Genomic DNA, 18,590 nt, shown 5'->3' with positions numbered 1-18,590 from the left:
CTTTGATGTCCCCAATTTGTGGAGCCCATCAACCCCGCCGTTTTCGGTTCAAGGTTGATGGGTTTTTATTTTTTAGGGGATAAATAACAATGCATTAGCAGATTCTTCGTTCGTTTTATGCCGCACTCCGCCTGAAAAACTATTCCCCCGCCCCCACAATCCTGCGCACCATCACCCGCATATCATCCCGGCTCATCGGCTCGCGATCGGTGACGTAGTGTAGCGTCATACCTTCCAGAAAAGCGTCCAGCGCCCGGGCAGTCAGCGGGTCGAAAAACGGCTCCAGCGCCTGCTGGCTGCGGATCATCCACTCTTGCATAATGTCTTTCAGCTGCGGATTACAGCTGGCATAAGCATAAAGCTGGTACATCACCTGCATGTTGTAAGGCGTAGCCACGCAGCCGCCGCAAATCATATCGACAATCGCTTCGCAGGCCTCATCGCGATTGGTGGCCTGCTGCATACGCTCCCGGTAGCTGTCCGACATTTGATGGGCAAACAGGGTAAAGGCTTCGCAAAGCAGCGACTCAATGCCGGCAAAATAGTTGGTCATCGACCCCAGCGAAACGCCAGCCTCAGCGGCAATTTTGCGGTGTGTGATATCGCTTATACCGTGCTTTACCACCATATCCAGCGTCGCCTGCAAAATACGCGAGCGGCGTTCGGGGTCATTCCGGCGCGGGGCTTTGCTCATCATTACCTACCTGAATTTAGAGTATGACAAAGAGTCTATACCGGGATGTGTACAAATGTACACAAGCTTGCTAGTCTGCACCCCTGTTTCTCTTTTATGGTTTTTTGTTCATGTCTGTCTCACAGAGAAAAGCCTTACAGCTCCGCACCTGGGCTCTGTTCACCTTCTTCTTCCTCCCGGGTCTGGTGATGGCATCCTGGGCCACACGCACCCCCGCAATCCGCGATACGCTCAGCGTTTCTACTGCCGGGATGGGTATCGTATTATTTGGCCTGTCGATAGGATCGATGGGGGGTATTCTCTGTTCCGGCTGGCTGGTGAAACGCTTTGGCACCCGCACCATTATTCGCAGCGGCATGACGCTGATGGTCGCCGGGATGCTGGTGATGAGCTTCGCGCTGTACCTTGCTTCCCCGGTGCTGTTTGCCCTGGGCCTGGCGCTGCTCGGCAGCGGCATGGGCTCATCAGAGGTGGCCATGAACGTGGAAGGAGCCATTATCGAGAGCCTGATGAAGAAAACGGTGCTGCCGATGATGCACGGCTTCTTTAGCCTGGGCACGCTGGTGGGTGCCGGGATTGGCCTGAGCCTGACCGCGTGGAACGTCGTTTCCTGGGGGCACCTGCTGCTGATTGGTCTGCTGACCATCGCACCGATTGCTATCGCGCTTATCGCCGTGCCCCACGGCGTGGGCAAAGATAACCCGGAAAAAGCCGAAGCCCACGAGCCGCACCGCCCATTTTATAAAGATATTCAGCTGCTGCTGATTGGTTTTGTCGTACTGGCGATGGCCTTCGCCGAAGGCTCAGCCAACGACTGGCTGCCGCTACTGATGGTGGACGGGCACGGCTTTAGCCCGACCTCCGGGTCGCTTATCTACGTTGGTTTCACCCTCGGCATGACGGTCGGGCGCTTCACCGGCGGCTGGTTTATTGACCGTTACAGCCGCGTTATTGTGGTCCGCGCCTGTGCGATCATGGGCATTATAGGCATCGGCACCATTGTGTTTGTCGACAACGCTTTCCTTGCGGGCGTGTCAGTTATTCTGTGGGGCCTGGGCACCTCTTTAGGTTTCCCACTGACCATTTCTGCGGCGGGCGATACAGGCCCCGATCCAGCCAGCCGCGTCAGCGTCGTTGCAGCTTCAGGCTATGTCGCCTTTTTAGTGGGGCCGCCGCTGCTGGGCTTCCTCGGCGAGCATTATGGGCTGCGCCAGGCGATGCTGGTGGTACTCACGTTGATGGTGATTGCGGCGCTGGTTGCCCGCGCCGTGGCTAAACCCGCGCAGCCTTCCCGGCAGACTTTAGAAACTGAATAATGGAGAGTTCAATGAGCATCAAACTGATTGCAGTAGACATGGACGGCACTTTTCTTAATGACGAAAAAACCTACAACCGTGAACGCTTTACTGCGCAATATCAGCAGATGAAAGAACAGGGCATCCGCTTTGTGGTCGCCAGCGGGAACCAGTATTTCCAGCTTATCTCCTTCTTCCCGGAGATTGCCCACGAGATCTCTTTCGTGGCCGATAACGGCGGCTGGGTAGTTAGCGAAGGCGAAGACCTGTTCAACGGCGAGCTGACCAGGCAAGAGTTCAACACGGTGGTCGATCATCTGCTGACGCTGCCGCATGTGGAGATCATCGCCTGCGGCAAGCGTAACGGTTATACCCTCACCGGCTATGACGACGATTTTAAAGCGCTGGCAGCGAAGTTCTATCACCGCCTTGAACACGTGGAAAATTTCTCCGGCCTTGACGACGTGTTCTTCAAATTTGCCCTGAACCTGCCGGACAGCCAGCTCGATGACACCATGGACGCCCTGGGCGCAGAGCTGGAAGGTATTATGGTGCCGGTAACCAGCGGGCACGGCTCTATCGACCTGATTATTCCGGGTATTCATAAGGCTAACGGCCTGCGGATCCTGCAGGAAAAATGGGGCATCAAAGACAGCGAAGTCGTGACCTTTGGCGACGGCGGCAACGACATCGAGATGCTGACCCAGGCCCGATACGGATTTGCAATGGCCAACGCGCCGGACAAAATCAAACGCATTGCCAGCTACCAGGCCGGACACTGCAATCAACAAGGCGTGCTGGATGTGATCGACAAGATCCTGAAGAAAGAAGCGCCGTTTAACTAACGACCTCTGAGAACAAGAATGTTAACGATAAGAAAAGCAACCCCGTCGGATTTTGATGCGCTGGCGGAGATCTGGGAGGCGTCCGTTCGCGCCACGCATGATTTTTTACCTGAGGAAAATATCAGGGCATTGAAACCCCAGGTACGCGAACTCTACATGCCGCAGATCCCAATGCGGCTGGCATCCGGCGAAAGCGGTGAGCCACTGGGTTTTATCGGCTGCCACGAAAACCGGATTGAAATGCTGTTTGTTTCGCCTGAAAGCCGCGGCACCGGCGTGGGCAAGCAGCTTCTGCAGTACGCCATTGAGCATTTGCAGGTCGATGAGGTGGACGTGAACGAGCAGAACCCGCAGGGCGTAGGTTTCTACCTGCACATGGGATTTACGCAAACCGGGCGGTCAGAACTTGACGGTGAAGGGAATCCTTTTCCTTTGCTGCATTTGAAGCTGAGCCGGTAGTTTACCCCTCCCTCCGGAAGAGGGCCGGGAGTTGCCAGGGGCATGGCCTAATGTCCCCTGGCACCTTCACCGGTGCGGCAGCTACATATGAAGATGCACGCAAGGGGAACGGGACCTTAGCCCATTCAGCATAATCGTGGATATTTTGGCGATGATAGGGCTACTACTTCCTGAACGCCACCAGCGTCACGGCAATCCCCAGCACCGCAGAAATTGCTCCAGCCATAAATACCGACGAATAGCCCATGGATGTTGCCAGAATCCCGGTCAGCGGCCCGGTGACGCCATATGAAATATCCTGGAAAGCAGCATACCCGCCCAGCGCCGTACCACGCACCTGAGGCGGAACACGTTTAACCACTTCAACGCCCAACGCCGGGAAGATCAGCGAACAGCCGCAGCCGGTCAGCGCCGCACCCAGCAGCGCGGTCCAGGCTCCAGGTGCGTGCCATAGCAGCAGCAAGCCCACGGTTTCAACCGCAAGCGAAAACAGCGCCACGCGCACTCCCCCGTAGCGATCGGGCATCCAGCCGAACAGCACGCGCACCAGCACAAACGCGCCGCCAAAAGCCGTTAAAGTGAAGCCCGCATGGGCCCAGCCGTTTGCAGCAAAATAGAGTGAAACAAAGGTGCCGATAACGGCAAAACCAACGCCCTGCAGTGCCAGCCCCAGACCCGGCTGCCAGATGAGCCCGATAACGGTAAGTAGCGAAGGGCGTTCGCCTTTGTGGGCCGGAACAGACTTCACGGTGCCGTTAAACAGCAGCCCAATCAGCGGCAGAGCAATAGTTGTCACGCCCAGCGCCACGAACCCCCACTGACTGTTCAGCATCAGACCAAGCGGCGCGCCGGCGGCCAGCGCGCCGTAAATCGCCATTCCGTTCCAGGACATCACCTTGCCCGAGCGACCCGGGCCAACCAGCCCCAATCCCCAGGTCAGGTTTCCGGTCAACAACTGACTTTCACCAAAGCCAAGGATCAGCCGCCCGACAATCAGCAAACCAAATTTCACCGCGGGCTCTACCGGCAGCAGCGCGGCAAGCAGGTAGGCAGCACCCGCCAGACCGCAGGCAAACATCCCCTGCAGGACGGAGCGTTTAGCACCCATTTGATCTGCGAGTCGACCGGCGTAACCACGGGTCAATACGGTGGCAAGAAACTGAATGCCCACCGCCACGCCAACCATCATGTTGCCGTAGCCCAGCTGCTGGTGAACAAAAAGCGGGATAACGGGCAGCGGCAGGCCAACGGTCATATAGGTAAGAAAGACCGCAAAGGTTATCCTGAAAAGCGACGTATTTGCCGATTTCGACGTTTTAAGAGTGGAATCAGGTACTGCAGACATACTGCTTACTCCATAAATTCAGAGCAAGGCGCAGGTTAACCGCGCCCTTTCCTCTGAGTGTTCAGATGACAGGGTGCGTTGGTTAACGTTAAACGCTTACGCATTATCAAAATGATAATGGAGGGGATTGCATAGTGCCTTTCGGTTAACCGGCTGTCAATGCTGAACAATGGGCAAAAAAATGGGGCACCTGCAGGCACCCCATTCTGAATCAACCCTGGTAATTAAGCGCTAAGCTTACGCATTACCAGCGTGGCGTTAGTACCGCCGAAGCCGAAGCTGTTGGACATCACGGTGGTCAGCGTCGCCTCGGTTGGCTTAGTGACGATATTCAGGCCAGCGGCCTGCTCGTCCAGCGCTTCCACATTGATACTTGGCGCGATGAAACCGTGTTCCAGCATCAGCAGGGAATAGATTGCTTCCTGTACGCCTGCCGCACCCAGAGAGTGGCCGGTCATTGCTTTAGTTGCGGAAATCGCCGGGCTGTGGTCAGCGAAGACTTCGCGAATCGCACCCAGTTCTTTCACGTCGCCTACCGGGGTAGAAGTCCCGTGGGAGTTCAGGTAGTCGATTGGGGTATCGACGCCGTGCATCGCCATCTTCATGCAGCGCACCGCGCCTTCGCCTGATGGGGCAACCATGTCTGCGCCGTCGGACGTTGCGCCGTAGCCAACGATCTCAGCGTAGATGTGTGCGCCGCGAGCCAGCGCATGCTCCAGTTCTTCAACCACAACCATACCGCCGCCGCCAGCGATGACGAAGCCGTCGCGGTGTGCGTCATAGGTACGGGAGGCTTTTTCCGGCGTTTCGTTGTACTTGGTGGACAGCGCGCCCATCGCATCGAACTCGCAGGCCATTTCCCAGCCCAGCTCTTCGCCGCCGCCGGCAAAGACGATGTCTTGTTTACCAAGCTGAATCTGCTCTACCGCGTTACCGATACAGTGGGCGGAAGTTGCACAGGCGGAGCTGATGGAGTAGTTCACGCCGTGAATTTTGAACGGCGTTGCCAGGCAAGCAGAAACCGCAGAGCCCATAGCTTTGGTTACTACGTAAGGACCCACGGCTTTCAGGCCGCGCGGACTACGCATGGCGTCAGCGCCAAAGACCTGTGCTTTAGAAGAGCCACCGGAGCCGGCAATCAGACCAACGCGCGGGTTGTTCTGGTAAACTTCTTCGCTCAATCCAGCATCCGCAATAGCTTCCTGCATGGAAAGATAGGCATAGATAGAGGCATCGTTCATGAAACGAACCACTTTACGGTCAATCAAACCAGTGGTATCCAGCTTGACGTTACCCCAGATGTGGCTGCGCATTCCCGCTTCTTTAAACTCTTCCGAGAAAGTGATCCCGGAGCGTCCTTCTCGCAGAGATGCCAGGACTTCCTGTTGGTTATTACCAATGCTGGAAACAATGCCCAGGCCAGTAATCACTGCACGTTTCATTCAAATACCTCGTTCACTGCACTATGTAGGATTTCGTGTCGCACAATAGCGTACAGTTGTAAGCCGAACAAGTCCGATCAGCCAAATTGTGCGGAAATTTGCGCCGCTCCGCTCGCACCGTTATGATCGAGCCACTGCCTGTCAGACGAGCAACTTACGTGAAACATTCCCCTATACAATCCGCCAACCTCGGTTTTAATGAAGAAGGTACACCTGTATCCCGAGATTTTGACGACGTTTACTTCTCTAACGATAACGGGCTGGAGGAGACGCGTTATGTATTCCTCGGCGGAAACCATCTCCCTGAACGCTTTGCAACCCACGAAAGACCGCTTTTTGTCGTGGCGGAAAGTGGATTTGGCACCGGCCTTAACTTTTTGACTTTATGGCAGGCGTTCGATGAATTTTGTGTGAAATATGGGGATGCCAGCCTAAAACGGCTGCATTTTATCAGTTTTGAAAAATTCCCCCTCACCTCAACCGACCTGGCGCTGGCCCATAAACACTGGCCGGAGCTAAGCCGGTTTGCCACCGAGCTCCAGCAACAATGGCCGCTGCCGGTTCCCGGCTGCCACCGCCTGCTGCTGGACAGCGGACGCATCACGCTTGACTTGTGGTTTGGCGATATTAACGAGCTGATATCTCAGTTAGATGACACCCTTAATCAGCAGGTGGATGCCTGGTTCCTGGACGGCTTCGCGCCCTCTAAAAACCCGGATATGTGGACGCCGCAGCTCTTTCAGGCCATGGTTCGTATGGCTCGCCCCGGCGGCACGCTGGCGACCTTTACCTCCGCAGGCTTCGTACGCCGTGGGCTGATTGAAGCAGGCTTCACCGTGACACGCAGCAAAGGGTTTGGCCGCAAACGTGAAATGCTCGTCGGGTCTTTGCAACAGCCCGTAGACATCCCTGTCCGCACGCCCTGGTACGCTCGCCCCGGCACAAGTGAACGGGAAACCGCAATTGTTGGCGGCGGCATTGCCAGTTCACTGCTCGCTCTGGCGCTACTGCGTCGTGGCTGGAAAGTCACCCTGTATTGTGAAGATGCCGCCCCTGCCCAGGGCGCATCCGGCAATCGACAGGGCGCTCTTTACCCGCTTCTTACCGCGCATGATGCCGCGTTAACCACCTTTTTCCCCGCGGCGTTCACCTTCGCGCGTCGCCTGTACGATACCCTTCCGGTCACCTTTGATCATGCCTGGTGCGGCGTAACCCAGCTCGCCTGGGATGAAAAAAGCGCCCATAAAATCGAACAAATGCTCGGCCTCGGCCTGCCAGACTTGCTGGCGCATGCCGTCGATGCTGAAACCGTGGCGGAAACCTGCGGTGTGGCAACGCAGTGCAGTGGCATTAGCTATCCGCTGGGCGGCTGGCTCTATCCGGCACAGCTTACCGCCGGCGCCCTTGCGCTGGCTGAACGGCAAGGCCTGAGGATTCAGTATGGGCATCGGGTGACCGGCCTAGCGGCTGAGAATAGCGGCTGGAAAATAGATTTTGCTCAGCAGGACGCCGCTCATCACGCCGCTGTCGTGCTGGCCAACGGCCATCAAGTCAGCCGGTTTACACAAACGCAAAACCTGCCGGTTTATTCTGTGGGCGGCCAGGTCAGCCATATTCCAACCACGCCGGGATTGAGCCAACTCCGCCAGGTACTGTGCTACGACGGCTATCTGACGCCGGTCAACCCGCAAAACCAACAGCATTGCATTGGTGCCAGCTATCATCGTGGCCGGGATGAAATGACCTGGAACGAAGAGGATCAGCGGCACAATCGCCAGCGCCTGCTCGACTGTCTGCCGAATGCCGAATGGGCAAAAGAAGTGGATGTGTCCGCGAACGAAGCCCGCTGCGGCGTGCGCTGTGCTTCGCGCGATCATTTACCGATGGTAGGCAGCGTTCCGGATTATGAAGCCACCCTTGAGCAATATGCCGGGCTGGCTGAGGACCGTGAGAATGCACAGCCGGCACCGGTTTACGCCAATCTTTATATCCTGGGTGCATTAGGATCTCGTGGGCTGTGCAGCGCGCCGCTGGCCTCGGAGATTCTGGCGGCGCAAATGAGTGAAGAACCTATTCCGCTGGATGCCGTCACGCTCGCGGCGCTGAACCCGAACCGGCTTTGGGTCAGAAAGTTATTGAAAGGAAAAGCGGTGAAGTGATGTTCCCCTCGCTCTGACCTTCTCCCCGCAGGGGAGAGGAAGAAAAACGGGGTTCTTTACTTTTAATAAACTGAGCGTTACACCGATGATTCCCCTCTCCCTTTTCGGGAGAGGGTTAGGGAGAGGGTAAAGCTTAAAACTTCGCCTTCTCAAAAAGCGTATCCCACATGCCCAGCACCAGCGCCTGGTCGCGCGGCGAGAGCTCACCGGCCTGAATCGCCTTTTGCAGGCTATCGCTCACCACCACATGCAGCGCGTCTGGCGTGTGGTTTTCGCCGTTTTCCAGCTCGGCTACCGCCAGAGTCAGGTGCCCACGCAGATAACCGCTGGCAAACAGGTCGTCGTCACTGGCGTGCTCCACCATCTCATCAATCAACGCCAAAATACGTGACTCAAATTCCGCGATCATCATACATCCTCTTCATACAGGTGATTTTTAGTTTAGGTCTTCCGGCCAGGCAAACTGCCCGGCTTCCAGCGCAGGGGTGCCATAATACGCCCTTAGCGCGTCAATCAGACGTGCCGGACGCTCAGGGATCCCTTCTTTCAGATAAGTCATAACCTGAGCATGAACCCGGCGCTGAAACGCAATGCGGTCAGGCTCAAAATCGCCGCTCAGGTTGTCGCAGCTGACGTTAAACGGGAAGCCTGCGGCGGTGCTGAGCATCCACTCCAGCGCCTGCGGCTTGACCTCCACATCTTCGAACTTGCCCTGGGTCTCAGCATCACGCCCGTCCGGGCAATACCAGTAGCCGAAGTCTACCAGCCTGCGGCGCTCTGCCCCCGCCACGCACCAGTGGGAAATTTCATGCATTCCGCTGGCATAATAGCCGTGCGCAAAGACGATACGGTTATACGGCACGTCATCGTCTGCGGGCAGATAAATGGGTTCATCATCGCCCTTGATCAGGCGGGTATTAAACTCTGCCAGGAAGCAGCTATCAAACACGTCAATCAGTTCCTGGTAGTGGTGCTGTTTGCTCATTGTTACATCATTCATTTCAGGCTATCCCTAACCAATGGAGGATTTCCGGTCCATGGCTGTCATACAGCAGCTTGGCGCTCATCACCGCCGAAACAACGACAATCATCGGGCGAATCAGCTGCTGCCCTTTGCTTAAGACAAGACGCGATCCCGCTCTTGCCCCTAAAAATTGTCCGGCCATCATCACAAAGCCGGTGCCCCAAATCACCTTGCCGCCAATGATAAACAGCAGCAGTCCGCCAAGGTTGGACGTGGCATTCAGCACTTTCGCGTGGGCGGTGGATTTGGCGAGATTGAAGCCGCAAAGCGTCACAAAGGCCAGCGCGTAAAACGAGCCGGCACCGGGGCCAAAGAAGCCATCATAAAAACCGACGCATCCCCCGGCAATTAACGCGAACGGTAAACCGTGCAGGCGGCGCTGTCTGTCTTCTTCCCCGAGCTTTGGCATCAGCAGGAAATAGAGCCCGATGCCGATGATCAGCAGCGGCAGGATCTGGCGCAAGATATCGGACTTAACGTGCTGCACCAGCAGCGCGCCGCAGGTGGAACCGATAAAAGTCATCAGAATATTGAGTTTCTGATCCGCAAGGCTGACCACCTTGCGGCGAATGAAATAGAGAGAGGCCGAAACCGACCCGCCGCAGGCCTGAAGCTTGTTGGTTGCCAGCGCCTGAGCCGGAGACATCCCGGCAGCCAGTAAGGCCGGGACCGTCAGTAATCCACCCCCGCCCGCAAGCGCATCAATAAACCCGGCCAGCATGGCGACGAAAAACAGCGCCACCAGCAGCAGCGGGGAAACCATAAACCATTCCATTTATAGAACGTGCTCATCCAGTAATGCCTGACAGGAGGCGGGTAGCGGTGGTGGCGTTGTTTTTTTCGGCGGCGTACTGCCTGGCGCTGGCGGCGCGAACCAGCTTTGCAGCTCGGCACCACAGCCGTCTCCAGGTGGAGGCAGAGGCTGATCCTCACACTCCAGGCTATTAGCCGGGCAGCGCAGGCGAACGTGCATGTGGGCACGGTGGGCAAACCACGGGCGCACCTTACGCAACCAGTCGCGGTCAGCGCCCGCATCTTCGCAAAGCCGCTGCTTAATAGCCGGGTTCACAAAGATACGCGTCACGTCATTATCTTTTGCCGCGAGCTTAATCAGGCTGTCGATTTCCGGCTTCCACAGCGACGGCACCACACGCTTGCCGTCGGCAGCAACCAAATCCAAAGCCTGAGGGCGCAGCAATTGTGCCGACGTCCAGCGTGTTTTTGGCAACTGCAGGAAGATATCAACATCAAGCCCGGTCTGGTGACTGGCGTGGCCGGAGCTAAAGCGCCCGCCTGCCGCCATGCCCATGTCGCCAATCAACACTGTACCCAGGCCAAGCTGATTTACCTGATTACTCAGGCGCTGAATAAACATCACCAGATCGGGGTGACCAAAATAGCGACGCTGATCCGGACGCATCACCTGATAGCGAGCGTCTTCAAGGGGCAACGCGTTAGCCCCCACGATGCAGCCGTTGGAAAACGCGCCGATTGACTGCGCGCTGCCGGCAATCGGGTGGTCTATTTTTTGCCACGGCGTCGCCGCTAAAGTCTGAGCGCTGGCGGCCAGCGCCAGCATCCCGATCAGGAGTTTTTTCATTGTCTTACCAGCGAGGCAGCGGGGAAGAAACGTCAGCGTTCTGGGCGCGCTGGCGCAGCAGGTGATCCATCAGCACGATAGCCAGCATCGCTTCAGCGATCGGCACCGCGCGGATCCCTACGCACGGATCGTGACGCCCTCGGGTGATCATCTCCACTTCTTCGCCTTCGCGATTAATGGTTTTACCCGGCACGGTAATGCTGGATGTTGGCTTCAGGGCCATGTTGGCCACAATCTGCTGGCCGCTGCTGATGCCGCCCAGAATGCCGCCCGCATGGTTGCTCTGGAAACCCTGTTGGGTGATTTCATCCCGGTTCTGGCTGCCGCGCAGGTTAACCACGCCGAAGCCTTCGCCAATTTCTACGCCTTTCACCGCGTTGATGCTCATCAGCGCATGGGCAATGTCCGCGTCCAGACGGTCAAAGACCGGCTCACCCAGGCCCGGCGGTACGTTGTCAGCGACGACGGTCACTTTTGCACCGATGGAGTCGCCCTCTTTTTTCAGGCCTCTCATCAGCTCGTCCAGCGCCTCGATTTTATCCGGATCCGGGCAGAAGAACGGGTTCTGCTCAACCTGATCCCAGTCTTTCATTTCCAGCGGAATATCGCCCATCTGCGTCAGGCAGCCGCGAATTTTAATGCCGAATTTCTGCTCAAGATATTTCTTGGCAATGGCACCTGCCGCGACGCGCATAGCGGTTTCACGCGCAGAAGAGCGGCCGCCGCCGCGATAATCGCGCAGGCCGTATTTTTGTTCGTAGGTGTAATCCGCATGCCCCGGACGGAACACGTCTTTGATAGCGCTGTAATCCTGGGAGCGCTGATCGGTGTTTTCAATTAGCAGGCCGATGCTCGTACCGGTCGTTACGCCTTCAAACACGCCGGAGAGAATTTTTACCTGGTCAGGTTCACGGCGCTGGGTGGTGTAACGCGAGGTGCCCGGGCGGCGGCGATCGAGATCGTGCTGCAGATCGGCTTCGGTCAGCGGGATGCCCGGCGGAACGCCGTCAACAATGCAGCCCAGCGCGATGCCGTGAGATTCACCAAATGTCGTTACGCGAAAAACCTGTCCAATACTGTTACCAGCCATCACGGCTCCTTAATCACCGTTCTCGTTATTGTGTTGTGCGCGGGAAGTAAAACGAGCCCGAAGGCTCGTTTACGTTCGGCAATTAATCTTTGTAGATACTGAAGTACTCGCGAGCGTCAATCAGCTGTGCTTTCGTCAGCATAAATACGCCGTCGCCGCCGTTGTCGAACTCAAGCCAGGTGAACGGCACCTCCGGGTACTGCTCCATCAGGTGTACCATGCTGTTTCCGACTTCACAAATCAGGATCCCACCGTCGGCCAGGTAATCCGGCGCGCAGGCAAGAATACGGCGAGCCAGCTTCAGGCCGTCGCTGCCGGCCGCCAGGCCGAGTTCTGGTTCGAAGTGGTATTCACCCGGCAGATCCGCCATGTCTTCTTCATCAACATACGGCGGATTCGTCACAATCACGTCGTACTGCACTTTAGGCAAGTCGCGGAACAGGTCCGAGCGAATCGGCGTGACGTTGTGGTCCAGACCGTGCTCGGCAATGTTCTGCTCGGCCACGGCGATAGCGTCCGGGGAAATATCAACGATGTCCACTTCCGCATTCGGGAACTCATAGGCGCAGGCAATACCGATGCAGCCGCTGCCGGTGCACATATCCAGAATGTGTTGAGGCTCGTGGTCGATCATCCCGGCAAAGCGATTATTAATCAGCTCCCCAATTGGCGAACGCGGCACCAGCACGCGTTCATCCACGTAGAACTCGTGGCCGCAGAACCAGGCTTTATTGGTCAGGTAGGCAACCGGAATACGTTCGTTAACACGGCGAATCACTCGCTCAACGATGCGATGGCGCTCGCTTGGCGTCAGACGCGCGGTGCGCATGTCTTCAGGAATATCCAGCGGCAGGTACAAGCTTGGCAGAACCAGCTGAACGGCTTCATCCCATGGATTGTCGGTGCCGTGCCCATACCAGATGTTGGCGGCGCTAAAGCGGCTGACCGACCAGCGCAGCATGTCCTGAATGGTATGCAGCTCGTTTACTGCCTCATCGACGAAAATTTTATCCACGTGCCCTCCGCAGGCGACTCACGCTAGTTCAATAATAATCGGCTAGTTTGCCATGAAGGAGGCGACAAATCAGCATTCATCGACGCCGGGAGGCCGTGAAATTTGCGTTTTCTTTATTGCTGCCGGGGAAAGCAGGTAAACTGGCCACAAAGCGAATGCGAGATGAGATAAACATGAAAAAGAAATCACCGCTCAGTTCCGAAGATGAGGCGCTGTTTCGCGGCCTGATGGGCGGTACCAAAAAACTCACGCAGGACACGATAGTGCATCGTCCGGTGCGAAAGAAAATAACCGAAGTGCCCGTGAAACGTCTGTTGCAGGAACAGGCGGATGCCAGCCACTATTTTTCCGATGAGTTTCAGCCGCGCCTGGCCACCGAAGGGCCAATGCGCTACGTACGCGAAGGCGTGAACCATTTTGAGCTTAAAAAACTGCGCCGGGGTGATTACTCCCCGGAGCTGTTTCTTGATTTACACGGTCTTACCCAGCTTCAGGCTAAACAGGAACTGGGCGCGCTGATTGCCGCCTGCCGTCGCGAGCATGTTTTCTGTGCCTGCGTGATGCACGGCCACGGTAAGCACGTCCTTAAGCAGCAAACTCCGCTGTGGCTGGCGCAGCATCCGCATATTGTGGCGTTTCATCAGGCACCTAAAGAGTACGGCGGCGATGCCGCGCTGCTGGTGTTGATAGAGATTGAGGAGTGGCAGCCGCCGGAGCTGCCGTAAATTCAGCGCAAGGGACTCCCCTCACCCCGGCCCTCTCCCGGAGGGAGAGGGGGAAAACACGTCGTGGACGTAGACCTCGCCCGGAAGGGGAAAAAGACACCGGACAGTCCCCTCGCCCCTCTGAGGTTAGGATGAGGGGGAAAATTCAGCCCTAAAAACGCAAAAAGAGCCGCTGTCGCGACTCTTTTTTTTCATGCTCACAGCTATCAGATAGCTTTCGCCACCTTGAAGTTGCAGGGGCTCATCTGCCAGTTGAATACGCCTTTGCCGGTATCCGGGTCTAGCGTGACGTTAGCAATTGCCGAAGTGGTAAACATCGGCGGAGCCTCTTCCGGGCAAAGTTCGGAAACAAGGTAACCGACCAGCGGCAGGTGGGAAACCACCAGCGCAGATTCAACCCCCTGATTTGCCAGCGCCAGCAGGTAATCCCCCACCAGGCCTACATCACCGCAGGGCCGCAGCTCTGGCAGGATGTCTTCTTTTTCCGGGAGGTTCAGCGCTTCCCGCACCACGTCCAGGGTTTGTTCAGCTCGCAGGTAAGGGCTCACCAGAACACGTTCGATACTTGCCACCTGACCCGTTAACCAGGTCGCCATCAGACGGGATTCATCACACCCACATTGGGTTAAAGGACGAACCGAGTCGCTGGCAGCATCGAGTGCTGCGTCGCCGTGACGCATGATAAAAACTTGCATATTGCACCGCTTTTGTTAACCAGGAACGCCTGAACCCACACGCTGAAAAAGTGGGGTTCGCGGCAGCCGGGCATTGTGCCTTATCCGTACATCGAATGAAACGCTGTCTTTTACCTCAATGCTGCAAGTATAGTCAATATCTGTTTACAAAATGACCTTGCAGCGTACATTTCCCGGTTTTAGCTCAGCGCTTCGTCAAACTCAGTCACCGACTGCGCCCTGGGCGCAGGCCAGAAACTAAGCTGTTGTTCAGCCATAATAATCAGCCTTTCACAGGGCCTGAAACGCTCCCCGTACTGGCCCGCCAAACGCTGCAATTTTGCCACCACGTCAGCGGCCCCCAGGCTGTCCATATACCTGAACGGCCCACCTAAAAATGGCGGAAAACCGATGCCAAAAACGCCGCCAATATCGCCATCACGCGCGCTTCTGACCACGCCTTCATCGAGGCAACGAGCGGCCTCGTTGAGCATCATCATTACGCAGCGCTCAGCTACCTGTTCCGGGGTTTGGCGCCCGTTCGGCGTAACGCCTAACAGCGTGTAAATCGCGGTGTCAGGCTGTTTCTTGCTTTTACGCCCTTTTGCCGGATAAAGATAGAAACCGCGGCCATTTTTTCTCCCTTTGCGATCGTCCTTCAAAATTGCATCCACGCTTTCAGGCGCGGCAAAGCGATCGCCGAAAGCCTGCTGCAAAATCGGAATAATTTTAGTGCCGACGTCTATCCCGACTTCATCCAGCAGCTGTATCGGCCCCACCGGGAAACCAAACTTCACCAGCGCGTCGTCGATTCGTTCGATCGGCTCACCTTCCGTCAGACAGCGCAGCGCTTCATTAACATAAGGCGCAAGAATACGATTGACGTAAAATCCGGCGCTGTCACCCACCACAATCGGCGTTTTGCCCTGTTTTTTCGCCAGCTGCACGGTCGTGGAAATGGTTTCCGCACTCGTGCCCGCGTGAGGAATCACTTCAACCAGCGGCATTTTATCCACCGGACTGAAGAAATGCAGGCCAATCACTAGCTGCGGACGAGCAGCCTGAGCGGCAATGTCGGCAATCGGCAGCGACGAAGTATTTGAGGCAAAAACAGTATGCGGCGCAGCATACTGCTCCACTTCGGCCACCATTTTTTGCTTCAGGGCCAGGTCTTCAAACACGGCTTCAACCACAATATCGCGCTGGCTAAAGCCGTGGTAATCGGTTCCACCGGAGATACGTGCCAGTTCGCGCTGGCGCTCGGCAGGCTTCATATGACGGCGACGAACTTTCTTGTCCAGCAAATCCCAGCTGTATTTCAGCGCGTGGTTAATCCCTTCGTTGTTAATGTCTTTAATGCGCACCGGAAGCTTGCCTTTGGTGGCCGTCACATAGGCAATCCCGCCGCCCATCAGGCCGCCGCCCAGCACGCCGACCGAATTCAGTTTGCCGGGCTTCGCTTCACCGCCGTACTCTTTTTTCAACTCCGTGCTGGCGAAAAACAGGCCGCGCAAGGCGGCAGATTCAGGAGACATTGCCAGCTCACCGAACGCTTTTGCCTCAGCCTCATAGCCGCTTTTGCTCCCCTGCTCCAGCCCGGTGCGGATAACGTCGATAATGCGACCTGTTGCCGGGTAATTGCCCTGCGTCTTTTCTTCAGTCTTCTTGCTGACCATGCTGAACAACAAAGAGCGCCCGAGCGGCCCGGCAAGCACGCGTTCTTTTACCGGCAGTTCACGGGAAGGTTTTCGCCCTTTAAGCGCCAGTTCAACGGCAACCTCAAGCAAAATCGACTCCGGCACCACGTCATCCACCAGCCCCAGCTTCAGGGCCTGACGCGGGCGCAGCTGCTTGCCGGTTAAAATCATGTCCAGCGCGTGGCTGACGCCTATCAGGCGAGGCAAACGCTGAGTGCCACCCGACCCCGGCAGCAGGCCCAGCTGCACTTCCGGCAGGCCAAGCAGCGTTTTAGGTGAGTCGGTGCAAATCCGGGCGTGGCAGGCAAGCGCCATTTCCAGACCGCCGCCCAGGCAGGCACCGTGAATCGCGGCCACCACCGGTATGGGCAACGCGGCGATTTCCGCCATGATCTGCTGCCCCTGTTGCGCCAGCTCTCGCGCTTCTTCGGCCGTTTTGCAGCCGGCTATCATATTGATGTCGGCCCCGGCAATGAAGTTGTCCGGTTTACCGGAGATAAACACCAGCCCCTGCACGCTCGGGTTGTCGCGCAGTTTTTTAATAATGCTGTGTACCTGTGCGCCAAACTCGGCCTTCAGGGTATTCATTTTTTCACCCGGAACGTCGATGGTCACAACCGCCACGTTATCCAGTCGGATGTGTAAATCGAATGCGCCTTTTTGTTCCATCACTCCACCTCCAGGACCATTGCCGCACCAAGCCCACCGGCCGCACACGCGGTGACAAGACCAAAACCGCCCCCGCGGCGACGCAGTTCATGCAGCGTTTGGGTAATCATCCTTGCGCCAGTCGCCGCAAACGGGTGCCCGTAGGCAATGGACCCGCCCAGCACGTTAAATTTTGCGTCATCGACTTCCCCGGTGGCGTGGGCCCGGCCCAGCACATTGCGGGCAAAGTTTTCACTGGAAAGCATTTTCAGGTTGGCTAACGTCTGCGCGGCAAACGCTTCATGCATATCAAACAGGGTCAAATCGTTCAGCGTGATCCCGGCGCGCTCAAGCGCCAGCGGCGTCGCCCACGCCGGGCCGAGCAGCATATCCTGCCAGACATCAATGGCGGTAAATGCGTAGCTGCGCAGGAAGCCGAGCGGCTTGAGGCCAAGCTCTTTTGCCCGAGATTCGGTCATCAGGATCACGGCCGCAGCGCCGTCCGTCAGCGGCGTACTGTTCGCCGCGGTAACGGTGCCGTGCTTGCGGTCAAACGCCGGACGCAGTTTTGCATAATCGGCGAGGCTTGAGCCTTTACGCACGTTGTTATCTTCGGCAAACGGCTGGCGATACGGAGGAATAAACGCCGTCATCACTTCATCGGCCAGTTTCCCTTCCTGCCAGGCCTGGGCGGCACGTTCGTGGGAACGGTGCGCCAGCGCGTCCTGTTGTTCACGCGTTATGCCGTGGGTTTTCGCCATTTGCTCGGCGGTGTCGCCCATACGCAGACCGGTAGAATATTCAGCCACAGCGGGAGGAACCGGCAAAAGATCCCGGGGACGTAATTTGGAAAACAGTTTCAGGCGCTGCCCGAGCGTGCGCGCTTTGTTCACGTCCACCAGCGTGCGGCCCAGTTTTTTGCTGACGCCAATAGGCAGTACGGAAGAGGAGTCTGCGCCGCCGGCAATCCCGGCGCGAATGGTGCCGGCCATTAAACTTTCGGCCACGTTTGCAACAGCCTGAAAACTTGTGGCGCAGGCACGGCTGACGCTGTAGGCGTCGGTATGTACGCTCATGCCGGTCGCAAGCACGATTTCACGGGCAATGTTTGGCGCTTCCGGCATTTGTACCACCTGGCCAAACACCAGTTGCTCAATTGCTTCGGGCGGCACTTCACTGCGAGCCATCAGCTCGCTCACCACCATATTGCCGAGATCGACGGCGGGAATACCATGGAAAGCCGTGGCCTGACGGGCAAACGGCGTGCGTAAACCACTCACAATGGCAATACGATCGCCCTGGCGGGTAATCAACGGCAGTGCCTGACTCATAACGCTCCCCTGCTAAAAAAAGTGAATACAGACAAAAAGTGGTCTGACCTGATCACAGTCTTAACTAAAAATTCACATCCAGCCAACCGGCGGGCGAGAAAAATGGGAGAAGCGACACGAATTATTACATAACTAAATGAACTTCCCCGCTTTGAACGGGGAAGTGGGGAGAGGAAACTTAACGCAGGCCGAGCTGGAAGATCATCGTTTCGGCCTGGCAGCTAAACTGGAAATCAATATCCAGCTGCACGCCGCCGGCGACTTCGGTGTAGCGCGGCGTAATCTGACAAGGTTCGGATTCAACTTCACGGGCCTTGGCCGTTAACGCAGCCAGAACTTCATCAGCCTCTGTTTTGTTAGTAAATACACGGCTGTACGAGGCGATGCAATCTGTGTTGTCGATAATGGAACCGACATCAATGCAGCAGCAAACCGGGGTTTCATCGGCGGTATTTTTATTCATCACGCTTTCCTCTGTAATGCGGCTTAAAAAAGGAGAATGGTTAAAATAATTGCGTGCATTTTACGCCCGCCGTTGCCACTGCTC

18 protein-coding genes are annotated in these 18,590 nt (G+C 56.7%); 5 read left to right on the top strand and 13 right to left on the bottom strand.

Annotated elements, in window-relative coordinates:
* Positions 1-139: 139 nt before the first annotated feature.
* Positions 140-694, bottom strand: a complete 555-nt coding sequence (locus VW41_06890; GenBank protein AJZ88775.1) for a DeoR faimly transcriptional regulator — start codon at positions 692-694, stop codon at positions 140-142.
* Positions 695-804: 110 nt separating this feature from the next.
* On the opposite strand from VW41_06890, the gene VW41_06885 reads away from it, so the two are divergent.
* The 3 genes from VW41_06885 to VW41_06875 are packed head-to-tail and all read left to right on the top strand — an operon-like array spanning position 805 to position 3,293.
* The gene (locus VW41_06885; protein AJZ88774.1) at positions 805-2,010 is read left to right on the top strand and encodes a membrane protein; all 1,206 of its coding nucleotides are present in this window, start codon (positions 805-807) and stop codon (positions 2,008-2,010) included.
* 11 nt (positions 2,011-2,021) lie between these two features.
* Complete coding sequence (locus VW41_06880; protein AJZ88773.1) at positions 2,022-2,834, top strand: sugar phosphatase; 813 nt, start codon at positions 2,022-2,024, stop codon at positions 2,832-2,834.
* 18 nt (positions 2,835-2,852) lie between these two features.
* Entirely contained in the window at positions 2,853-3,293 is a 441-nt protein-coding gene (locus tag VW41_06875) for a GCN5 family acetyltransferase (protein ID AJZ88772.1), read from the top strand.
* Between the two features lie 163 nt (positions 3,294-3,456).
* Here VW41_06875 and VW41_06870 read toward each other — a convergent pair whose 3' ends face one another.
* Together VW41_06870 and VW41_06865 are read right to left on the bottom strand one after the other, a co-directional pair.
* Positions 3,457-4,638, bottom strand: coding sequence for a membrane protein (locus VW41_06870; protein ID AJZ88771.1), 1,182 nt, complete (start codon positions 4,636-4,638; stop codon positions 3,457-3,459).
* Between the two features lie 224 nt (positions 4,639-4,862).
* Positions 4,863-6,080 (bottom strand): 3-oxoacyl-ACP synthase, encoded by a 1,218-nt coding sequence (locus VW41_06865; GenBank protein ID AJZ88770.1) that lies wholly within the window; start codon positions 6,078-6,080, stop codon positions 4,863-4,865.
* A gap of 158 nt (positions 6,081-6,238) precedes the next feature.
* Between VW41_06865 and mnmC the strand changes: the two genes are divergently transcribed.
* On the top strand, positions 6,239-8,239 hold the full coding sequence (gene mnmC, locus VW41_06860) for an FAD-dependent oxidoreductase (protein AJZ88769.1): 2,001 nt from the start codon (positions 6,239-6,241) through the stop codon (positions 8,237-8,239).
* Between the two features lie 133 nt (positions 8,240-8,372).
* Here mnmC and VW41_06855 read toward each other — a convergent pair whose 3' ends face one another.
* From VW41_06855 to VW41_06830, 6 genes are all read right to left on the bottom strand, one after another.
* Positions 8,373-8,648: a hypothetical protein gene (locus VW41_06855; protein AJZ88768.1), complete on the bottom strand. Its 276-nt coding sequence runs from the start codon at positions 8,646-8,648 to the stop codon at positions 8,373-8,375.
* A 27-nt stretch (positions 8,649-8,675) separates the two neighbouring features.
* Positions 8,676-9,224, bottom strand: a complete 549-nt coding sequence (locus VW41_06850; GenBank protein AJZ91884.1) for an elongation factor P hydroxylase — start codon at positions 9,222-9,224, stop codon at positions 8,676-8,678.
* Between the two features lie 16 nt (positions 9,225-9,240).
* Positions 9,241-10,038 (bottom strand): hypothetical protein, encoded by a 798-nt coding sequence (locus tag VW41_06845; GenBank protein ID AJZ88767.1) that lies wholly within the window; start codon positions 10,036-10,038, stop codon positions 9,241-9,243.
* Positions 10,039-10,863, bottom strand: coding sequence for a murein endopeptidase (mepA, locus tag VW41_06840; GenBank protein ID AJZ88766.1), 825 nt, complete (start codon positions 10,861-10,863; stop codon positions 10,039-10,041).
* Between the two features lie 4 nt (positions 10,864-10,867).
* A complete protein-coding gene (locus VW41_06835) occupies positions 10,868-11,953 on the bottom strand; it encodes a chorismate synthase (GenBank protein AJZ88765.1) in 1,086 nt (361 codons plus the stop codon).
* An 82-nt stretch (positions 11,954-12,035) separates the two neighbouring features.
* Entirely contained in the window at positions 12,036-12,968 is a 933-nt protein-coding gene (locus VW41_06830) for an SAM-dependent methyltransferase (protein ID AJZ88764.1), read from the bottom strand.
* A gap of 173 nt (positions 12,969-13,141) precedes the next feature.
* On the opposite strand from VW41_06830, the gene VW41_06825 reads away from it, so the two are divergent.
* Positions 13,142-13,693, top strand: coding sequence for a hypothetical protein (locus VW41_06825; protein AJZ91883.1), 552 nt, complete (start codon positions 13,142-13,144; stop codon positions 13,691-13,693).
* A gap of 206 nt (positions 13,694-13,899) precedes the next feature.
* On the opposite strand, the gene VW41_06820 is transcribed toward VW41_06825, so the two are convergent.
* The 4 genes from VW41_06820 to VW41_06805 all read right to left on the bottom strand — a co-directional run bounded on the left by VW41_06820 (position 13,900) and on the right by VW41_06805 (position 18,506).
* The gene (locus VW41_06820) at positions 13,900-14,388 is read right to left on the bottom strand and encodes a phosphohistidine phosphatase (GenBank protein AJZ88763.1); all 489 of its coding nucleotides are present in this window, start codon (positions 14,386-14,388) and stop codon (positions 13,900-13,902) included.
* 179 nt (positions 14,389-14,567) lie between these two features.
* Positions 14,568-16,733 (bottom strand): multifunctional fatty acid oxidation complex subunit alpha, encoded by a 2,166-nt coding sequence (gene fadJ, locus VW41_06815; GenBank protein AJZ88762.1) that lies wholly within the window; start codon positions 16,731-16,733, stop codon positions 14,568-14,570.
* Positions 16,733-18,043 carry a 3-ketoacyl-CoA thiolase gene (gene fadI / locus VW41_06810; protein ID AJZ88761.1) on the bottom strand — a complete coding sequence of 437 codons (1,311 nt, stop codon included), beginning with the start codon at positions 18,041-18,043 and terminating at the stop codon, positions 16,733-16,735. Before fadI ends, fadJ begins: the two co-directional genes overlap by 1 nt.
* A gap of 178 nt (positions 18,044-18,221) precedes the next feature.
* Complete coding sequence (locus VW41_06805) at positions 18,222-18,506, bottom strand: hypothetical protein (protein ID AJZ88760.1); 285 nt, start codon at positions 18,504-18,506, stop codon at positions 18,222-18,224.
* Positions 18,507-18,590: the final 84 nt, after the last annotated feature.

The organism is Klebsiella michiganensis, assembly GCA_000963575.1.
In the GTDB taxonomy this organism is placed as follows: Bacteria; Pseudomonadota; Gammaproteobacteria; order Enterobacterales; family Enterobacteriaceae; genus Cedecea; species Cedecea michiganensis_A.
This window is presented reverse-complemented; position numbering and strand designations above follow the sequence as displayed.

Excerpts from the sequence above, each read along its gene's own strand:
- VW41_06865 (AJZ88770.1), bottom strand. The coding sequence starts at position 6,080 with ATGAAACGTGCAGTGATTACTGGCCTGGGCATTGTTTCCAGCATTGGT.
- mepA (AJZ88766.1), bottom strand. The coding sequence starts at position 10,863 with ATGAAAAAACTCCTGATCGGGATGCTGGCGCTGGCCGCCAGCGCTCAG.
- VW41_06890 (AJZ88775.1), bottom strand. The coding sequence starts at position 694 with ATGAGCAAAGCCCCGCGCCGGAATGACCCCGAACGCCGCTCGCGTATT.
- VW41_06805 (AJZ88760.1), bottom strand. The coding sequence starts at position 18,506 with ATGAATAAAAATACCGCCGATGAAACCCCGGTTTGCTGCTGCATTGAT.
- VW41_06885 (AJZ88774.1), top strand. The coding sequence starts at position 805 with ATGTCTGTCTCACAGAGAAAAGCCTTACAGCTCCGCACCTGGGCTCTG.
- VW41_06870 (AJZ88771.1), bottom strand. The coding sequence starts at position 4,638 with ATGTCTGCAGTACCTGATTCCACTCTTAAAACGTCGAAATCGGCAAAT.
- VW41_06855 (AJZ88768.1), bottom strand. The coding sequence starts at position 8,648 with ATGATCGCGGAATTTGAGTCACGTATTTTGGCGTTGATTGATGAGATG.
- fadJ (AJZ88762.1), bottom strand. The coding sequence starts at position 16,733 with ATGGAACAAAAAGGCGCATTCGATTTACACATCCGACTGGATAACGTG.
- VW41_06845 (AJZ88767.1), bottom strand. The coding sequence starts at position 10,038 with ATGGAATGGTTTATGGTTTCCCCGCTGCTGCTGGTGGCGCTGTTTTTC.
- VW41_06875 (AJZ88772.1), top strand. The coding sequence starts at position 2,853 with ATGTTAACGATAAGAAAAGCAACCCCGTCGGATTTTGATGCGCTGGCG.
- fadI (AJZ88761.1), bottom strand. The coding sequence starts at position 18,043 with ATGAGTCAGGCACTGCCGTTGATTACCCGCCAGGGCGATCGTATTGCC.
- VW41_06835 (AJZ88765.1), bottom strand. The coding sequence starts at position 11,953 with ATGGCTGGTAACAGTATTGGACAGGTTTTTCGCGTAACGACATTTGGT.
- VW41_06880 (AJZ88773.1), top strand. The coding sequence starts at position 2,022 with ATGAGCATCAAACTGATTGCAGTAGACATGGACGGCACTTTTCTTAAT.
- VW41_06850 (AJZ91884.1), bottom strand. The coding sequence starts at position 9,224 with ATGAGCAAACAGCACCACTACCAGGAACTGATTGACGTGTTTGATAGC.
- VW41_06820 (AJZ88763.1), bottom strand. The coding sequence starts at position 14,388 with ATGCAAGTTTTTATCATGCGTCACGGCGACGCAGCACTCGATGCTGCC.
- VW41_06825 (AJZ91883.1), top strand. The coding sequence starts at position 13,142 with ATGAAAAAGAAATCACCGCTCAGTTCCGAAGATGAGGCGCTGTTTCGC.